Raw genomic sequence first — 14,039 nt, 5'->3', positions numbered from 1 at the left:
GGTCGTCATTATCATTTGACCGCCAGCGCTTCAGCGCGCTGGTGTATCACTCAAGATGCCTAACTCATCCCAAATCGCATCAATGCGAGCAGCCACCGCCGGGTCCTTACGGATTGGCGTGCCCCACTCGCGCTGCGTTTCGCCAGGCCATTTATTAGTCGCATCCATCCCCATTTTTGACCCCAGGCCGGAAACCGGTGAGGCAAAATCGAGATAGTCGATCGGCGTATTCTCGATCAGTACCGTATCACGAGCCGGATCCATGCGCGTAGTGATGGCCCAGATCACATCGTTCCAGTCACGCGCATTAACGTCGTCATCGCAAACGATAACAAATTTTGTGTACATAAACTGCCGCAGGAAAGACCAGACGCCCATCATGACGCGTTTGGCATGCCCGGCATACTGTTTCTTGATCGTCACCACGGCCAGGCGATAAGAGCAGCCCTCTGGCGGCAGATAGAAATCCACAATTTCCGGGAACTGCTTTTGCAGGATCGGCACAAACACTTCATTCAACGCCACGCCCAGCACCGCAGGTTCATCCGGCGGACGCCCGGTATAGGTCGAATGATAGATAGCATCGCGGCGCTGCGTGATATGCGTGATGGTGAACACCGGGAAGCTGTCTACTTCATTATAGTAACCCGTGTGGTCACCGTAGGGTCCTTCCGGCGCCATTTCGCCCGGCTCGATGTAGCCTTCCAGCACAATTTCAGCACTGGCGGGAACTTCAAGATCGTTAGAAACGCATTTCACCACTTCGGTTTTGGTCCCGCGCAGCAGGCCAGCAAAAGCATATTCCGACAGGGTATCCGGCACCGGTGTGACGGCCGCCAGAATAGTGGCCGGGTCAGCGCCTAATGCTACCGAAACCGGGAAGCGTTCGCCCGGATGCTGCTGGCACCACTCCTGGAAGTCCAGCGCGCCGCCACGGTGTGACAGCCAGCGCATAATCAGTTTGTTTTTGCCAATCACCTGCTGGCGATAAATACCGAGGTTCTGCCGCTCTTTAAGTGGCCCACGGGTGACCGTCAGCCCCCAGGTGACCAGCGGGGCCGCATCATCCGGCCAGCATTTCATCACCGGGATGCGGTTCAGGTCCACCTCATCCCCTTCGAAGATTTGCTCCTGGCACGGCGCATTACGCAGCCGTTTGGTCGGCATATTAAGCACCTGTTTCCACTGCGGCATTTTGTCGAAGAAGTCGCGAAAACCGCGCGGCGGCTCCGGCTCCTTCAGAAAGGCCAGCAGGCGGCCAACTTCACGCAGCGCCTTAACATCTTCCTGGCCCATGCCCATCGCCACGCGATCCGGGGTACCAAACAGATTGCACAGCACCGGCATGTCGTAACCTTTGGGGTTTTCGAACAGCAGCGCCGGGCCGCCGGCACGCAGCGTGCGGTCGGCAATTTCGGTCATTTCCAGATCGGGATCGATCTCGTGTTTGATGCGTTTTAATTCCCCACGCTGTTCAAGCAGAGAAAGGAAGTCGCGTAAGTCGTGGTATTTCATGACTTTCCATCAGTACGGTCAGTGAGTCGGTCATTATAGTGCCGATCCTGCGCTCGTCGTTAGTTTTGTTATGAAGTTTAGCCGCAGTGGAACGGCACCTGCGGCTCACCATGCGCCAATTTGTCATTACGCAGCAGGAACAGTTCCACTTTCGCCTGTTCAACGTTGCCAATAGACAGAGCTGGATACTGATACAACTTGCCAGATGACGTCAAATTCAAATAGCGCGTATATTGGCAAACGGCGCGGCTAATTATTGCTAATTTAAAGCCATAGGGTTATGCGTTTCGTTAATAAGAACGCGCGTGAAAACCCGCGGTTACTGCCAATCCCGCTATATCTATGTGAGCGATTTTGCTATCCTTATCGGCCAGATAATTGGAAAGTGACGTTATGGAATCCTGGTATTTACTTTATTGCAAACGAGGTCAGCTGCTGCGCGCGAAAGAACATCTTGAGCGTCAGGCCGTGCATTGCCTTAGCCCAATGATTGCTTTAGAGAAAACCGTGCGCGGAAAACGTACTCAGGTCAGCGAGCCGCTATTTCCCAACTATCTTTTTATTGAGTTTGATCCGGAATCCATCCACACCACCACCATTAGCGCAACGCGTGGCGTGAGCCATTTTGTCCGCTTTGGAAACCAGCCCGCCACCGTGCCGCTGGATGTGATCACCGCGCTGCAAAATGACCCGGTAGAAATTGTTATCGATCACGACCTGCCGCAGCCCGGTGATACCGTGATCATAACCGAAGGGGCATTTGAAGGATTGAAAGCAATCTTTACCGAGCCCGATGGTGAAGCCCGGTCGATGCTGTTGCTTAACTTGCTTAATAAGCAGGTGGTTCGCAGCGTTGGCAATCGCCAGTTTCAAAAACTGTAATTCATCCGCAAGAGCGTCACTCTTCTCAGCGACAGACTTCACCCCTTAAAGCCGGAACAACGTGCGCGCATTCAGCGCCGTTTGCTGCGCCAGGGTGTGTGCATCCTCACCCCGTAGCAGCGCCACCTGCTGAACGATATGCGGCAGGAAGCAGGGCTCATTTCGGCGCGTCGCCGGGCGCGGGCGCATATCACGCGGCAGTAGCCACGGTGCATCGGTTTCCAGCAGCAGGCGCTCTGCCGGGATCAATGGCATCAGCTCACGCAGTTCCTGCCCGCGCCGCTCATCACATACCCAGCCAGTAATGCCAATCGACAATCCCAGCGACAGGCAGGATTCCAGTTCTTCACGCGTGCCGGTAAAACAGTGCAGCACCGCCGCCGGAAGTTTTGTCAGCCAGGGTTCAAGGATCTCAATAAAACGTTGGTGCGCTTCCCGGCAGTGCAGGAAAACAGGCAGCGCCAGCTCAGCCGCCAGCTCCAGCTGCGCGTTAAACGCGTAGGCCTGCTGTTGCGGGTCAGAGAAGTTGCGGTTGAAGTCCAGGCCACATTCGCCAATGGCGACGACCTGTGGATTCTCTGCCAGGCGGCGTAAGGTTGACGCGGTTTCCGCCGACCACTCGCTGGCGTGATGTGGATGCACGCCGGCAGTGGACCAGCAATAGTCCGGGTGCTGCTGCGCCAGACTGCAGGCCTGCTGGCTCTCCAGCGCGCTGGTCCCGGTAATCAACATGCCTTCAACGCCCGCTTCGCGCGCACGTTTCACCACCAGAGCGCGATCTTTAGCAAACTGCGTGCTGGTCAGGTTCACACCAATATCAAACATAGTCTCTTCCAAACAGTAACCGCCCTGACGGGCGGTTAGTAAACTCAATATGTTCTGCCAGAGGCAGCCGTTCGCGGCAATTACTCCGATTCGGCGTCCTGCTCTTCTTCATCTCCGTCGCGACGATTTTTACCCACATAGAAGCGTGCGCAGAAAACCCCGACTTCAAACAGGCAGTACATCGGGATGGCTAACAGCGTCTGGGAGAAGATATCCGGCGGCGTCAGCAACATCCCAACGACGAACGCACCAACCAGCACATAAGGGCGCTTAGCGCGCAGATCTTCTGGCGTGGTCACACCGGTCCAGCACAGCAGCACGATAGCAATCGGCACTTCAAACGACACACCAAACGCCATAAATAACGTCATCACGAAGTCGAGATAGTTATTGATGTCGGTGGCAATCTGTACGCCCTGAGGCGCGGTTTTGGCGAAGAAGCCAAACGCCAGCGGGAAGACAATAAAGTAGGCGAAAGCCATCCCCAGGTAGAATAGGAATGAACTGGAAAACAGCAGCGGCATAACCAGCTTGCGCTCGTGGCGATACAGCGCAGGCGCAACGAATGCCCAGACCTGATAGAGGATCACCGGTACCGACAGGAACAGCGAGACAATAATTGTCAGCTTAATCGGCGTAAAGAATGGCGAGGCGACATCGGTGGCGATCATGCTGGCGCCCGCAGGCATCTGCTTAATCAGCGGTGCGGAAACCAGCTGGTAGATATCGTTGGAGAAGTAAGCCAGGCACAGAAATATTGCCAGAACAGCAATGATGCAGTTCAGCAGGCGCTTACGTAGCTCGATCAGATGACTGATAAGCGGTTGGGTATCTTCAACTGCCATGTTTTACGTTATCGCTCGCTTGAGTGGAATTCACGGGGGCTCTCGGTTCAGCGGGTACAGCCGGCTCAGGGTTGACTTCAGGCTGCGGCGTCGCGGCGGTCTGGGTCACGGTGACCGGTGCCTGTGCTGGTGCGCTAGCCTGATGGTCCGCTTCGGCTGGCGTCACGCCTTCATGGGATTCCTGCGGGTTTTTTACCAGCGGGTTATGAATAGTGTGCGCTTCATCGTCAGCTTTTTCATTATCACCAAGGTAAGAGCGTTTCATCGAGTCAGCCGTTTGCTTCAGCTCCTCCACCGAGGCTTTAAGCTCAGGGGAGAGGCTGTCTTTGCTCGCCTGTTCGATTTTCTTCAGGCCGTCCTGCAGCTCCTGAATTTTCAGCTCTTGCGCCAGTTCATTCTGCACGCTGGTCGCCAGCGAACGCAGTGCGCGGATCCAGCCCATCACTGTTCTAACCGCTACGGGTAGACGCTGCGGACCCAGAACCACCAGTCCAATAACGAATACCAGTACCAGCTCACTAAAGCCTATGTCGAACACGGTTTATACCCTGTCGTTCTTAACGTCTTCTTTTTTTGCTTCAGTATGCTGTTTGTCCGCCAGTTTGGCGTTGAAGTCAGCATCATCAGCATGCGCTTTATCCTTTTCCTTGTCGTCTTCATCGCTCATGGCTTTTTTAAAGCCTTTGATTGATGAACCGAGGTCAGAACCCAGCGAACGCAGTTTCTTAGTACCGAACAGCAGGACAACCAGTACGGCGATGATCAACAAATGTGGAAGTGTAATGCCACCCATTATTACCTCTGATATCAATAATTGATGCGAATTTCGAGTATATAACAGCTTATGTCTTGCTGACGATGCGCAAACCCCACCCACGCACAATAAACTGCCTATTTACCTTTCATGACAATCAGTTTGTTCTGCGCCAACCTATCAGCCAGGCGACAGCACCTGCAGCCATCAGGGCGGCGGAGAACATATCCCACTCAGGGCGCGTCAGCAAAATAGCCGTTCCGCTCAGCAGGAGCGTGGCACCCACGCCAAACAGATAGCGTGACTGATGCTGCCTGGTCCTCTCCCCTTTGAGATCGCTTGCCAGGCGGTCAACACTGTGACGCAGCTGCTTATGCTGCCGCAGGCTGTCATAAAACAGCTCCGGCAGCTCCGGCATCTTCTCTGCCCAGAACGGCGCTTTCTCTTTCAGTGCACGCACGATAGCGGGAATGCCGATCTGGTCTTTAATCCAGTCTTCAAGGAACGGCTTGGCTGTCTTCCAGAGATCCAACTGTGGATAAAGCTGGCGGCCGACGCCTTCAACATACAGCAGCGTCTTCTGTAACAGTACCAGCTGCGGCTGCACTTCCATATTGAAACGTCGCGCAGTGTTAAACAGGTTAAGCAGCACGTGGCCGAAAGAGATCTCTGCCAGCGGCTTCTCGAAGATCGGCTCACACACGGTACGAATGGCGAACTCGAAGTCTTCAACATTGGTATCCGGCGGCACCCAGCCTGAATCGACGTGCAGTTCAGCCACTTTGCGATAATCGCGGTTGAAGAAGGCGATAAAGTTTTCCGCCAGGTAGCGCTTATCTTCTTTGTTAAGCGAGCCGACGATACCGCAGTCAATGCCGATATATTGCGGATCTTCAGGGTGTTCATAGCTGACGAAAATATTGCCCGGGTGCATATCCGCATGGAAGAAGCTGTCGCGGAACACCTGGGTAAAGAACACCTGCACGCCGCGCTCGGCCAGCAGCTTCATGTTGACACCGTGCTGCTCCAGCGTCACCACATCAGAGATCGGGATGCCATAAATACGCTCCATAACCAGCATATTTTCACTGCAGTAATCGGAATAGATTTCTGGGACATACAGCATTCTGCTGTTGTCAAAGTTACGCCGCAGCTGAATGGCGTTCGCGGCTTCGCGCAGCAGATTCAGTTCATCCAGCAGCGTTTTTTCATAGTCGGCGACCACTTCCTGCGGGCGCAAACGGCGGCCATCAGGCAGCAGGCGCGGCACCCAGCGGGCCAGGCGGTAGATCAAGCGCATATCCGCTTTAATGACCGGAAGAATGTCAGGGCGGATCACTTTGATCACCACCTCGCGACCGTTTTCTTTCAGCGTCGCCGTGTGAACCTGAGCAATCGAGGCAGAAGCCAGCGGGACGATCTCGAAGTCGTCGAACTGGCTTTCAATTGGCGCACCGAGTGAATGTTCAATCAGCTTCAACGCTTTGGCACCATCAAACGGCGCCACGCGGTCCTGCAACATTGCCAACTGGTCAGCGATATGTGGCGGGAACAGATCGCGGCGGGTCGACATCATCTGACCAAACTTGATCCACACCGGCCCGAGCTGCTCCAGCGCAAGACGCAAACGCTCGCCCAGCGGCTGAGTTTTGTGGCGATTTGGCATCCAGAACAGGCATTTGCGCCACAGGCGAATGGGTAAAGTCAGGCGGGTTTTGGGGATCAGTTCATCCAGGCCGTAGCTGAGAAAAACGCGGATAATCAGGTAGAGACGACGCAGTTCACCGAAGGTCATTTGACCTCCAGCTGATTAATTCGGGCATCAAGGGCATCCAACGATCGGGTTAAGGCATCCACTTCTTCACTGAACCAGGCGAGCTCGAGCTTACCCGGTGCCAGCCGCCACTCTTCCGTCAGCGTCTGGCCCAGATAACTCTGCTTACGCTCGACATCACGGCGCAGCGCGTTGAAACCACGGCGGGCAAACTTTGTCAGCCCTTGCGCAGCTATGTCGCCAATCCACGGGGCAAGATATTCCGCCGGGTCGAGTTCTGCGAGGTCCAGCAGTGCAGAGAACTGCTGCACCAGCTGCAGGTCACCTTCCACCTCCAGCTCGCCGCTGCGGATCAGGGCCGTCAGCTGCTGGCGGTCGCGCAGTTTGGGCAAGGTTGCCAGACGGGTTTTCACCGTACAGTCTGGCGTGTCACCCCACGCACCTATCACATCCACCTGGTTTTCACTGAAGACGAAGGTGACGGGCTGTTGCAGTTCCGCAAGAACGATAGCAAGGCTACGCCCGTTAAGACGTTGACGCGCCGCCTTCAGGCCGCGATCGCGGTATAAAATCTGGTTAAGCGCGCTCTCCAGACTGGCAGTTAACAGCGGCGTTAATGTCATGCGTTTTCCTGCTTAAAACTTAAATCCGCGGTGCAAGGCAACAATGCCGCCCGTCAGATTGTGATACGTGGTGTTTTCAAAGCCAACGTCCATCATCATCTGCTTCAGGGTTTCCTGATCGGGATGCATTCGGATGGATTCTGCCAGGTAGCGGTAGCTACCTGCATCTTTCGCCACCAGCTCGCCAATACGCGGCAGGATGTGGAAAGAGTAAGCGTCATAGGCTTTGTTCAGCAGTTCGAACTGCGGCTTGGAGAACTCCAGCACCAGCAGACGCCCGCCCGGCTTCAGCACCCGGAACATCGAGGCCAGCGCTTTCTCTTTTTCGGTCACGTTACGCAGACCAAAAGCGATAGTAATGCAGTCGAAGTAGTTATCCGGGAACGGCAGTGCTTCGGCATTGGCCTGAACGTAATTTACGTTGCCGATGACGCCTTTGTTGCGCAGCTTTTCACGGCCCACTTTCAACATTGAGCTGTTGATATCGGCCAGCACCACTTCACCGGTCTCACCGACCAGACGTGAGAATTTTGCCGTGAGATCGCCGGTGCCGCCTGCTAAATCAAGTACGCGCTGCCCACGGCGCACGCCGCTGCAGTCGATGGTAAAACGCTTCCAGATGCGGTGGATGCCCATAGACATCAGGTCATTCATCAGATCATATTTGGCCGCAACGGAATGGAAAACATCAGCCACCATCTCGGCCTTTTCGTTTTTCGCTACCGTGCGATAGCCGAAGTGGGTGGTGTCCTTTGATTCATCTGCCATTTGTTTTGCCTGCTCTACAATCAAATATTTGCCAAGTGTACCAGAGTCACGCAGACCAGGCACTTGCCACTCGCTTATTCATTGATGCGGTGTGGCATTGCGGCAGGAGAAAATTCTTCACTTTCTGCTTCCCCGGCAGCGTCATCTTCCTCCCCCTGTTCCGCGGGCAGCGCCTGCTCGACCAGACGAGGATTTATCGGGCGTTTGATCTCAACGCCCATCTGGCGGAAGCCTTCCGTCTGCGCAATCAGGTTGCCGCGCCCTTCCGACAGCTTTTTCATCGCCTGACGGTAGCTATCCTGAGCTTTATCCAGGTTCTGGCCGATAGCACTCATATCGTCAACGAATAAGCGCATTTTGTCATAGAGCCTGGCGGCCCGGTCGGCAATGCGCTGGGCATGACGGCTCTGATGCTCATAGCGCCATAAGTTGTTGATCGTGCGCAGCGCCACCAGCAGCGTGGTCGGGCTGACCAGCATGATATTGAGGTTTAGCGCCTCGTTGATCAACTCTGGCTGACGGTCGATAGCCAGCAGAAAGGCCGGCTCCACCGGGATAAACATCAACACATAATCCAGCGAGCGTAAACCGGGCAATTGTTGGTAATCTTTTCGGCTAAGGCCCCGCAGGTGGCTGCGGATGGCGGCGATGTGCTCGCTAATCGCCGCTTCACGCCCGGCTTCATCTTCACCATTGTAGTAGCGTTCATAGGCCACCAGCGTCATCTTGGCGTCGATCACTACGTCTTTGCCCTGCGGCAAGTGCACAATGACATCCGGCTGCATGCGGCCACTCTGTTCCAGCTGTATATTCACCTGAGTCTCATACTCATGACCTTCGCGTAGGCCGGAAGCCTCCAGCACCCGGCTGAGTACCACTTCCCCCCAGTTGCCCTGAGTTTTGTTATCGCCCTTCAGCGCTTTGGTGAGGTTAATCGCTTCCTGCGCCATCTGGGCATTGAGCTGCTGCAGGTTACGAATTTCGTGAGAAAGCGTATGGCGTTCGCGCGCTTCCTGACCGAAACCTTCCTGCACCTGACGGCGGAAGCCCTCCAGCTGTTCACGCAGCGGCGTAATCAGCCCATTCAGGCTCTGGCGGTTCTGTTCATCGACGCGACGGCCGCTGTTTTCAAAAATTCGGTTTGCCAGGTTTTCAAACTGCGCATTAAGGCGCTGCTCGCTGTTGACCAGCAGGCGCTGCTTCTCTTCAGCCGCCATGCGCGTCTCTTCCAGGCGGATGGTAACTTCACGCAGCTCCGCCTCCTGGGCGCTGTTGATCTCCAGCTGAGTGCGCAATTCACGCGTGAGCTGGTCGCTCTCTGCGCGCCAGTGATCGAGGTGCTGTAGCTTTTCACCGGCTGCGGCATGCGCAGCGTGGAGCTGGCGCAGCTCCTGCTCGCTCTGCTTATGGACAAGTAACTGGGCCTCAAGCTGCTGCTGTAAGCGCTGACGTTCAGCCTGCGCCTGCTCAGACGCCTGTAACAGCAGCTGTCGCTCCGTCTCGCCCTTCGCCAGCTGCTGCTGGCTGCGATAAGAGGCGAACAGCCACCCTGCCAGTAGCCCGACCAGACCGATACCTGCGCTATAAACGATTGTTGGATCCACCCTGCTTCTCCTGCTGAAACCCTGACAGGGGAAAAATAGAGGCGCACTGTATAAATGTCCAGATAAAAAGCAACTTGCTCACGGGCTTAGGAGAAATTTTGGAGAGGGTACGCAGATAAATGAGGGGGCGGTTGCGGTTTGCGGGCAGCTTTCAGACGCTGCCCGCAAAGTGAGAAATTTAGATCAGGCGGCGTGCAGCCTCAACCACGATTTTCACCGCATCGCTTTCGGTTTTTTTCATGGTTTCCGCATCCGGGATCTCCTGCTGGGTACGGTTAACAATCACCCCAGCGACCATTCCGGCGCGAAGCCCCTGGCTGGCACACATGGTCAGCAGGGTAGCGGACTCCATTTCATAGTTCAGCACGCCCATCTCCTGCCACTCTTTCATCGACCCCTGGAAGCGGCTCACCACCCGGCCTGACCAGGTGTCGTAACGTTCCTGGCCCGGATAGAAAGTATCAGATGAAGCAGTGATGCCGATGTGGGTGCGCGCGCCGGCCTCTTTCGCCGCATCGACCAGCGCGGTGGTGCAGGTGAAATCCGCTACCGCCGGGAACTCCAGCGGCGCAAAGTGCAGGCTGGCACCGTCGAGACGTACGGAACCGGTCGTCACCAGCACATCGCCAACGTTGATGTCTGGCTGAATAGCACCGGTGGTACCTACACGCAGGAAGGTGCGTACGCCGAGCTGCGCCAGCTCCTCCACGGCAATAGACGTCGAAGGACCGCCGATACCGGTCGAACAGACGATCACCGGCTTACCGGAAAGCTCGGCGCGCCAGGTGGTAAATTCACGGTGTGAAGCCAGGTGGACAGGATTGTCCATCAGGGCAGCAATTTTCTTTACGCGCTCCGGGTCGCCAGGCACGATGGCCAGCGTCGCGCCCTGGAGATCGGCTTTAGTGAGGCCAAGATGGAAAACGTCAGAATGTGCCATTTCAAACTCCTGTCGCGGAAAGCGGGGATAGTAATTAAGCGCTACTGTAAGGAATAACGGCGCTCTTTAGTGTGATTAATGTCGCTGATTAAAATGAAAGTTACACGCCTTACACTGAAAATAGTGACCAGCATCACATTTCATTATTTGCTCATGCCACTTTGACACAACTTGCCCTGTGGTTCAGCTTTATCAGGTGATAAAGAGATACCCTCACTCAAGCTCTGACCCCATCGCATTCCTGGCTATAGTTAGCTGATTGCATTCGCGCCTGCACGGAGAGAACCATGAAAAACGAAGATAACATGACTCAAGAACTGAGCGAAAAAGGCTTTGCGCCCGCAGTCCTGCCGACGGCTGCCACCACAATTATTACCGACAGCGCCGGGATTATCTCCGGGGAAACCTCGATTCCCACTCAGGGGGAGAATATGCCGGCGTTTCACGCCAAACCGCGTAATGCCACGGGCCCGCTGCCGGTGGTGTTAGTCGTCCAGGAGATCTTCGGCGTTCACGAACACATCCGCGATATCTGTCGCCGCCTGGCGGCGGAGGGATATCTGGCTGTCGCTCCTGAGCTTTACTTCCGCCAGGGCGACCCGAGCGAATATGACGATATCCCAACCCTGTTCTCAGAGCTGGTGAGTAAAGTGCCGGACAATCAGGTGCTGGCCGACCTGGATCATGTGGCTAACTGGGCATCGCGTCACGACGGCGATATGCGCAATATGGCGATTACCGGTTTCTGCTGGGGCGGGCGCATTACCTGGCTCTATGCGGCGCACAATCCGCAGCTGAAGGCTGCCGTCGCCTGGTACGGCAAGCTGGTCGGTGATAAAACCATGAAGCAGCAGAAGCAGCCGGTCGATATCGCCGTCGATCTGAATGCCCCGGTATTAGGGCTGTACGGTGGTAAAGATGACAGCATCCCGCAGGAGAGCGTGGAAACCATGCGTCAGGCACTGCGGGCGGCCAATGCGAATGCGGAAATTATTGTCTATCCCGATGCCGGTCACGCCTTTAATGCTGACTATCGCGCCAGCTATCACGCCGAGTCCGCCCAGGACGGCTGGCAACGTATGCTGGCGTGGTTTAAACAGTATGGCGTTGCGCCAAAGGCATAAAAAAGGGGGCGCTTAGCGCCCCAAATACACATCAACAACACAGATAATTACGCTTTGGCGTTACGCAGGTTTTGCGCCGCCTGTACCATGTTCGCCAGCGCCTGGCGGGTTTCAGCCCAGCCACGGGTTTTCAGGCCGCAGTCCGGGTTAACCCACAGACGTTCAGTCGGGATGCGCTGAGCCGCTTTCAGCAGCAGCGCTTCTATCCACTCTATCGACGGCACGTTCGGCGAGTGAATGTCGTACACGCCCGGGCCAATCTCATTCGGGTACTCAAATTCTTCGAACGACTCCAGCAGCTCCATATCGGACCGTGAGGTTTCAATGGTGATCACGTCGGCGTCCAGCGCAGCGATCGAATCCATAATGTCGTTGAACTCGCAGTAGCACATGTGGGTGTGGATCTGGGTGTCATCCTGCGCCACGGCGGCGTTCAGGCGGAAAGCGTCCACTGCCCACTCCAGGTAGGCGGCCCAGTCGGATTTGTGCAGCGGCAGCCCTTCTCGCAGCGCTGGCTCATCAATCTGGATGATGCCAATTCCCGCTTTTTCCAGGTCTGCCACTTCATCACGCAGCGCCAGGGCAATCTGCTTAGCGATGGTTTCACGCGAAACGTCTTCACGCGGGAATGACCAGCAGAGAATGGTCACCGGACCGGTCAGCATGCCTTTCACCGGCTTGTTGGTCAGCGACTGGGCATACTTTGCCCACTCCACGGTGATGGCCTGAGGGCGGCTGACGTCGCCAATAATCACCGGTGGCTTCACGCAGCGTGAGCCGTAGCTCTGCACCCAGCCATTTTGCGTAAAGATGAAGCCGTCGAGGTTTTCCCCAAAGTACTCCACCATGTCGTTGCGCTCGGCTTCCCCGTGGACCAGCACGTCCAACCCCAGGCGCTCCTGCTCGACAATCGCCTGCTTGATGTGCTCAGCGATACCGGTGCGGTAGTGGTTAGCATCCAGACGCCCCTGCTTAAAATCGAGGCGCAGGCCACGAATTTCGCTGGTCTGCGGGAACGAACCGATGGTGGTGGTGGGCCACGCAGGCAGCTGGAAGCGCTGGCGCTGAGCCTCCGCGCGCACCGCATAGCGGTGATTACGCTGGCTGTCCTGAGCGGTTATTGCCGCCAGGCGCTGGCCTACTGCCGGATTGTGCACTCGGGTCGAGGATTTTCGGGCGCGGATTGGGGCGCTCCAGGCTTCCAGCGAGGCCGGGTCACTGTTATTTAGCGCATGGCTCAACAGCGACAGCTCTGCGCATTTCTGCAGGGCAAAGGCGAACCAGCTTTTGACCTCGTCATCGAGGCGGGTCTCCACGCTCAGGTCAATCGGGCTGTGCAGCAGCGAGCAGGAAGAGCCAATCCACAGCTGCTTACGGGCGGCGACAAGCGGTTGCAGGCGCTCAAACCAGCGGCTGAGGTCGGCACGCCAGACGTTACGGCCATTGATCACCCCAACCGACAGCAGCCAGCTCGCCGGAAGCTGGCGGTTCAGCGCGTTGATATCGTCTTTACCGTGCACCAGGTCCACATGCAGGCCCTGCACCGGCAGTACGCGAATGGTATCGATATTCTGGCCGATGCTGTCGAAGTAGGTGGTCAGCAGCAGTCTGGTATGGCCCTGCAATGCAGCATAAGCAGGTTTGAAGGCCGCAAGCCATACGGCTGGCAGTTCCAGCGCCAGCGCTGGCTCGTCAATCTGCACCCACTCGATATCGCGTTTTGCCAGCTCAGCCAGCACCTGCTGGTAAACCGGCAGGATCGCTTTGAGCAGGCTCAGGCGGTCAAACGCGGCGCCCTTCACTTTCCCCAGCCATAAATAGGTTACCGGGCCAAGCAGCACAGGTTTGATTTTGTGTCCAAGCGCCAGCGCTTCATCCACTTCGTCCAGCAGCTGAGTCCAGCTCAGCTTGAACTGCTGGCCCTGCACAAATTCCGGCACCATGTAGTGATAGTTGGTGTTAAACCATTTGGTCATTTCTGCCGCCGCCGCCGGTTCACCGCCGGGTGCACGGCCACGGCCCAGGCGAAATAGGGTGTCGAGGTCAACTGAACCGTCTTTATTGAGATGGCGCGCCGGAACGTTCCCCAGCAGCAGGCTGGTCGTCAGGACGTGATCGTACCAGGCGAAATCGCCGACCGGCAGCAGGTCAACACCGGCCTCTTTCTGCTGCTGCCAGTGGCGGGCGCGCAGTTCACGACCGGTCGCCAACAGCGCTTCCTGAGAGCTGTTACCCGCCCAGTAGCTTTCCTGTGCTTTTTTCAGTTCGCGGCGCAGACCGACACGCGGAAATCCAAGTGTATGGTTCAGAATAGTCATCAGTTTTGCCTCGTAGAATCCATATTTACCGGGCTGGCTGACTCATTTAGCCATCCAGATGTTTACA

The 14,039-nt window shown here is 56.2% G+C and carries 13 protein-coding genes; 2 read left to right on the top strand and 11 right to left on the bottom strand.

The genetic code is table 11. The features are described from left to right. Positions 1–30: 30 nt before the first annotated feature. Positions 31–1,515, bottom strand: coding sequence for a 4-hydroxy-3-polyprenylbenzoate decarboxylase (ubiD, locus tag J2Y91_RS09210; RefSeq protein WP_253537932.1), 1,485 nt, complete (start codon positions 1,513–1,515; stop codon positions 31–33). 393 nt (positions 1,516–1,908) lie between these two features. Here ubiD and rfaH point away from each other — a divergent pair, with 393 nt between their 5' ends. Then, positions 1,909–2,397 (top strand): transcription/translation regulatory transformer protein RfaH, encoded by a 489-nt coding sequence (rfaH, locus tag J2Y91_RS09205; protein WP_048914394.1) that lies wholly within the window; start codon positions 1,909–1,911, stop codon positions 2,395–2,397. Positions 2,398–2,442: 45 nt separating this feature from the next. On the opposite strand, the gene tatD is transcribed toward rfaH, so the two are convergent. From tatD to udp, 9 genes are all read right to left on the bottom strand, one after another. After that, positions 2,443–3,222: a 3'-5' ssDNA/RNA exonuclease TatD gene (tatD, locus tag J2Y91_RS09200; RefSeq protein WP_133622240.1), complete on the bottom strand. Its 780-nt coding sequence runs from the start codon at positions 3,220–3,222 to the stop codon at positions 2,443–2,445. Positions 3,223–3,302: 80 nt separating this feature from the next. Next, positions 3,303–4,067: a Sec-independent protein translocase subunit TatC gene (tatC, locus tag J2Y91_RS09195; RefSeq protein WP_048914392.1), complete on the bottom strand. Its 765-nt coding sequence runs from the start codon at positions 4,065–4,067 to the stop codon at positions 3,303–3,305. Next, positions 4,057–4,605 (bottom strand): Sec-independent protein translocase protein TatB, encoded by a 549-nt coding sequence (gene tatB / locus J2Y91_RS09190; RefSeq protein WP_048914391.1) that lies wholly within the window; start codon positions 4,603–4,605, stop codon positions 4,057–4,059. The genes tatC and tatB overlap by 11 nt, the downstream gene beginning before the upstream one ends. 3 nt (positions 4,606–4,608) lie before the next feature. Continuing rightward, positions 4,609–4,860, bottom strand: coding sequence for a twin-arginine translocase TatA/TatE family subunit (gene tatA, locus J2Y91_RS09185; RefSeq protein ID WP_048914390.1), 252 nt, complete (start codon positions 4,858–4,860; stop codon positions 4,609–4,611). Positions 4,861–4,978: 118 nt separating this feature from the next. Further along, a complete protein-coding gene (gene ubiB, locus J2Y91_RS09180) occupies positions 4,979–6,616 on the bottom strand; it encodes a ubiquinone biosynthesis regulatory protein kinase UbiB (protein WP_048914389.1) in 1,638 nt (545 codons plus the stop codon). After that, positions 6,613–7,218, bottom strand: coding sequence for a ubiquinone biosynthesis protein UbiJ (gene ubiJ / locus J2Y91_RS09175; RefSeq protein WP_133622243.1), 606 nt, complete (start codon positions 7,216–7,218; stop codon positions 6,613–6,615). Before ubiJ ends, ubiB begins: the two co-directional genes overlap by 4 nt. A 12-nt stretch (positions 7,219–7,230) precedes the next feature. Further along, positions 7,231–7,986: a bifunctional demethylmenaquinone methyltransferase/2-methoxy-6-polyprenyl-1,4-benzoquinol methylase UbiE gene (gene ubiE / locus J2Y91_RS09170; RefSeq protein WP_048914387.1), complete on the bottom strand. Its 756-nt coding sequence runs from the start codon at positions 7,984–7,986 to the stop codon at positions 7,231–7,233. A gap of 74 nt (positions 7,987–8,060) precedes the next feature. Continuing rightward, entirely contained in the window at positions 8,061–9,590 is a 1,530-nt protein-coding gene (gene rmuC, locus J2Y91_RS09165; RefSeq protein WP_133622244.1) for a DNA recombination protein RmuC, read from the bottom strand. Between the two features lie 178 nt (positions 9,591–9,768). Beyond that, positions 9,769–10,530, bottom strand: a complete 762-nt coding sequence (gene udp, locus J2Y91_RS09160; RefSeq protein ID WP_048914385.1) for a uridine phosphorylase — start codon at positions 10,528–10,530, stop codon at positions 9,769–9,771. A gap of 287 nt (positions 10,531–10,817) precedes the next feature. Between udp and J2Y91_RS09155 the strand changes: the two genes are divergently transcribed. Beyond that, positions 10,818–11,654, top strand: a complete 837-nt coding sequence (locus J2Y91_RS09155) for a dienelactone hydrolase family protein (RefSeq protein WP_048914384.1) — start codon at positions 10,818–10,820, stop codon at positions 11,652–11,654. A gap of 47 nt (positions 11,655–11,701) precedes the next feature. On the opposite strand, the gene metE is transcribed toward J2Y91_RS09155, so the two are convergent. Beyond that, positions 11,702–13,972, bottom strand: a complete 2,271-nt coding sequence (gene metE / locus J2Y91_RS09150) for a 5-methyltetrahydropteroyltriglutamate--homocysteine S-methyltransferase (protein ID WP_133622246.1) — start codon at positions 13,970–13,972, stop codon at positions 11,702–11,704. Positions 13,973–14,039: the final 67 nt, after the last annotated feature.

Origin of the sequence: Erwinia aphidicola, assembly GCF_024169515.1 — a bacterium.
GTDB classification, from domain to species: domain Bacteria; phylum Pseudomonadota; class Gammaproteobacteria; order Enterobacterales; family Enterobacteriaceae; genus Erwinia; species Erwinia aphidicola.
The sequence above is the reverse complement of the archived record's forward strand: the minus strand, read 5'-3'. Positions and strand labels throughout refer to the sequence as shown.

Coding starts and splice junctions, on each gene's coding strand:
- tatC (WP_048914392.1), bottom strand. CDS start 4,067: ATGGCAGTTGAAGATACCCAACCGCTTATCAGTCATCTGATCGAGCTA.
- tatD (WP_133622240.1), bottom strand. CDS start 3,222: ATGTTTGATATTGGTGTGAACCTGACCAGCACGCAGTTTGCTAAAGAT.
- J2Y91_RS09155 (WP_048914384.1), top strand. CDS start 10,818: ATGAAAAACGAAGATAACATGACTCAAGAACTGAGCGAAAAAGGCTTT.
- udp (WP_048914385.1), bottom strand. CDS start 10,530: ATGGCACATTCTGACGTTTTCCATCTTGGCCTCACTAAAGCCGATCTC.
- rfaH (WP_048914394.1), top strand. CDS start 1,909: ATGGAATCCTGGTATTTACTTTATTGCAAACGAGGTCAGCTGCTGCGC.
- ubiJ (WP_133622243.1), bottom strand. CDS start 7,218: ATGACATTAACGCCGCTGTTAACTGCCAGTCTGGAGAGCGCGCTTAAC.
- metE (WP_133622246.1), bottom strand. CDS start 13,972: ATGACTATTCTGAACCATACACTTGGATTTCCGCGTGTCGGTCTGCGC.
- ubiD (WP_253537932.1), bottom strand. CDS start 1,515: ATGAAATACCACGACTTACGCGACTTCCTTTCTCTGCTTGAACAGCGT.
- tatA (WP_048914390.1), bottom strand. CDS start 4,860: ATGGGTGGCATTACACTTCCACATTTGTTGATCATCGCCGTACTGGTT.
- ubiB (WP_048914389.1), bottom strand. CDS start 6,616: ATGACCTTCGGTGAACTGCGTCGTCTCTACCTGATTATCCGCGTTTTT.
- ubiE (WP_048914387.1), bottom strand. CDS start 7,986: ATGGCAGATGAATCAAAGGACACCACCCACTTCGGCTATCGCACGGTA.